Raw genomic sequence first — 3447 nt, forward strand, 5'->3', positions numbered from 1 at the left:
TCGCACTCCGGTGCGCGTGGCTCGCCCACCCAGATGCGCCAGCTTGCCGGCATGCGCGGCCTTATGGCCAAGCCGTCGGGTGAAATCATCGAGACGCCGATCATCTCGAACTTCAAGGAAGGCCTGACCGTGCTCGAGTACTTCAACTCGACCCACGGCGCCCGCAAGGGTCTGGCCGACACCGCCTTGAAGACGGCGAACTCGGGTTACCTCACCCGTCGTCTGGTCGACGTGGCGCAGGACTGCATCGTCAACTCCGTCGACTGCGGCACCGACAAGGGCCTCACCATGCAGCCGATCGTCGATGCCGGTCAGGTCGTTGCTTCGGTCGGCCAGCGCGTGCTGGGCCGTACGTCGCTCGACGACATCACCCATCCGGTGTCGGGCGAGATCCTGGTCAAGGCCGGAACGCTGATGGACGAGCGTGACGTGGAACAGATCGAAAAGGCCGGCGTCCAGTCGGTCCGCATCCGCTCGGCACTGACTTGCGAAGTCAGGGTTGGCGTCTGCGCGGTCTGCTACGGTCGCGATCTGGCCCGCGGCACCCCGGTCAACCAGGGCGAAGCCGTCGGCGTCATCGCGGCGCAGTCGATCGGCGAGCCGGGCACCCAGCTCACCATGCGTACCTTCCACATGGGCGGTACCGCGCAGGTGGTGGACAGCTCGTTCCTTGAAGCCTCGTATGAGGGCAAGGTCGAGATCCGCAACCGCAACGTGGTGCGCAACTCCGACGGCCAGCAGATGGTCATGGGCCGCAACATGGCGGTGCTGATCCTCGACGAAGCCGGCAAGGAGCGCGCCTCGCACCGTCTCACCTATGGTTCGCGCATCTTCGTGGACGATGGTGACAAGGTGAAGCGCGGCCAGCGTATCGCCGAGTGGGATCCCTACACGCGTCCGGTCCTCACCGAAATCGAGGGCAGGGTGTCGTACGAGGATCTGGTCGACGGCATTTCCGTTCAGGAAACGGCCGACGAGTCGACCGGCATCACCAAGCGTGAGGTCATCGACTGGCGCTCGACGCCACGTGGCAACGACCTGAAGCCGGCGATTGCGATCCAGGACGCCAAGGGCAAGGTCGGCAAGCTGTCCAAGGGCGGCGACGCCCGCTTCCTGCTCTCGGTCGAGGCCATTCTTTCGGTCGAGCCGGGTTCGCAGGTTCGCCCCGGCGACGTTTTGGCGCGTATTCCGATGGAAAGCGCCAAGACCAAGGACATCACCGGCGGTCTGCCGCGTGTTGCCGAGCTGTTCGAGGCACGTCGTCCGAAGGATCACGCCATCATCGCCGAGATCGACGGCACGATCCGCTTCGGCCGCGACTACAAGAACAAGCGTCGCATCATCATCGAGCCGCATGACTCGACGCTTGAGCCGGTCGAATACCTGATCCCGAAGGGCAAGCCGTTCCATCTCCAGGACGGCGACGTCATCGAGAAGGGCGACTACATCCTCGACGGCAACCCGGCGCCGCACGACATCCTGGCGATCAAGGGCGTGGAGGCACTTGCTTCCTACCTCGTCAACGAGATCCAGGAAGTCTACCGTCTGCAGGGCGTGTCGATCAACGACAAGCACATCGAGGTGATCGTTCGCCAGATGCTGCAGAAGGTCGAGATCACGGTGCAGGGCGATTCGACCTACATCCCGGGCGATCATGTCGACGTGATCGAACTGGAAGAGGTCAACGAGCGTCTGGTCGAGGACGGCAAGAAGCCGGCCGAAGGCCTGCCGGTGCTGCTCGGCATCACCAAGGCATCGCTGCAGACGCCGTCCTTCATCTCGGCCGCCTCCTTCCAGGAGACGACGCGAGTGCTGACGGAAGCTGCCGTTGCCGGCAAGACCGACATGCTGCAGGGCTTGAAGGAAAACGTCATCGTCGGCCGGTTGATCCCGGCCGGTACCGGCGGCACGATGAGCCAGATCCGGCGCATCGCCACCTCGCGCGACGAACTGATCATCGACGAGCGCCGCAAGGCCTCGGGTGCGGAAGTCGCCGAGCCGATGCTGGCCGACATGACCACCGCCGCGCAGTAAGCGCGGACGGCAACGATCTCAGGCAATAAGGCCGTCGGGGCAACCCGGCGGCCTATTTCTTTGTGCTATTCGGACACCCTCTCGAAGCGAAGCAGATCGCCCGGCTGACAGTCGAGATAGTCGCAGATGCGCTCCAGCGTGTCGAACCGGATACCCTTGACCTTTCCCTGCTTCAAAAGGGAAAGATTGGCCTCGGTGATGCCGACATATTCGGCCAGGTCCTTTGACTTCACGTTTCGTTCGGCGAGGACGACATTGAGCCTGACCCTTATGGGCATGAGCTGATCCTCATCAGATGAATTGCGCGTTTTCTTCGGCGAGTGCCGATGCCTCGGCCATGACCCAGGTGATGACAGCGACGATGCAAGCTGCCAGCAAGGTCAGCATCGTGTCGCTGTCGAGACCGAGCGTCAGCCGGTGCTGGCCGGCAGGCGCGTCCCAGCTGAGCAGAACGGACAATGCCGCCGCCGAAACCGGTTTCAGCAAGGCGGATGCCAGCAGGCCGAGGCCAAAGTATCGCAAATTGCTGATGGCGCCCTGACCGAAGAAGTTGCCGGACGCGAAAGCGCCGAAGCAGCGCCTTGCGGCCATGAGCGCGAAGACGAGGCAGGCAAGCGGCACGAACGAGATCGCGAACCCGACCAGTCTTCGACCGAGGCCAAGCTCGCTCAGCCATTCCTGTGGGATTTGCGCATCGGCCGCGATCGAACTGGCGGAGACGCTGAGCCAGTAGAACAGCAGACCGATGGTCAGCAATATGGCGAGGACGACAAAACACCTCGCCAGCACTAGGCTGAAAAGTCGGATGCGTCTCAATCTAAGCTGGCGGGCAGGATCGGCAGGGACAGCCGTGATGACAGGTTCAATCATCGCCGTTATCACTCCATTGTAATGAATTATCGTTTTACAATAATTTGTTTATGCGTAATGATGATTCTTGTCAATTCCTCATCACAGGAGAAACCTATGCCTTCGTTCAAACGCCGGATTGCCGTGGCAGCCATCGCGATTGTCGCCGCGTCCATAACGCCTTTTGCTGCCATCGCCCTCCCGTCGACCGCGACAGGCCGGATATCGGTGGGGCAGGTGATGGAAATGCTCGACAAGGCCGACACCAGCCCGGTCGCCAGGCAAACGCTGGTCGCCTATGTCGCCGGGGTTGGCGAAGCCGCCGGCGTGATCGCCGACACGATCGGCAATGGCGGCCTCGTTTCCTGCAAGAGTTCTTTCAGCCTGGATACACGAGCGGTGCGCGCCGCCCTTGAAGCGGGCGCCCCTCGTCAGGGTAACTGGTCTCAGACACCGGCGACGCCACTGATCATTGCCGACATGGTCAAGCGTGCCGGTTGCAGGACCAGGAATTGAGCCTGGCGATCCGCTGGTTCTCAGTCGCGCGACAATCCTGTCGCGCGA

Annotated in this window: 3 protein-coding genes and 1 pseudogene; 2 read left to right on the forward strand and 2 right to left on the reverse strand. The window is 62.4% G+C overall.

What is annotated here, in order from left to right; all coding sequences use genetic code 11:
• A pseudogene (locus tag EN969_RS22425) lies at nucleotides 1–2034 on the forward strand (DNA-directed RNA polymerase subunit beta'); the annotation flags it as partial.
• A gap of 65 nt (nucleotides 2035–2099) precedes the next feature.
• Here EN969_RS22425 and EN969_RS22430 read toward each other — a convergent pair.
• Both EN969_RS22430 and EN969_RS22435 read right to left on the reverse strand, forming a co-directional pair.
• Nucleotides 2100–2312, reverse strand: a complete 213-nt coding sequence (locus EN969_RS22430) for a helix-turn-helix transcriptional regulator (protein WP_013531416.1) — start codon at nucleotides 2310–2312, stop codon at nucleotides 2100–2102.
• A gap of 13 nt (nucleotides 2313–2325) precedes the next feature.
• Nucleotides 2326–2904, reverse strand: coding sequence for a DUF2975 domain-containing protein (locus EN969_RS22435; protein WP_063168071.1), 579 nt, complete (start codon nucleotides 2902–2904; stop codon nucleotides 2326–2328).
• Between the two features lie 96 nt (nucleotides 2905–3000).
• On the opposite strand from EN969_RS22435, the gene EN969_RS22440 reads away from it, so the two are divergent.
• On the forward strand, nucleotides 3001–3399 hold the full coding sequence (locus EN969_RS22440; protein ID WP_013531418.1) for a chlorophyllide reductase subunit BchY: 399 nt from the start codon (nucleotides 3001–3003) through the stop codon (nucleotides 3397–3399).
• The last annotated feature ends 48 nt before the right edge of the window (nucleotides 3400–3447 follow it).

The organism is Mesorhizobium sp. M7A.F.Ca.CA.003.01.2.1 (assembly GCF_003998945.1).
GTDB classification, from domain to species: Bacteria; Pseudomonadota; Alphaproteobacteria; order Rhizobiales; family Rhizobiaceae; genus Mesorhizobium; species Mesorhizobium ciceri.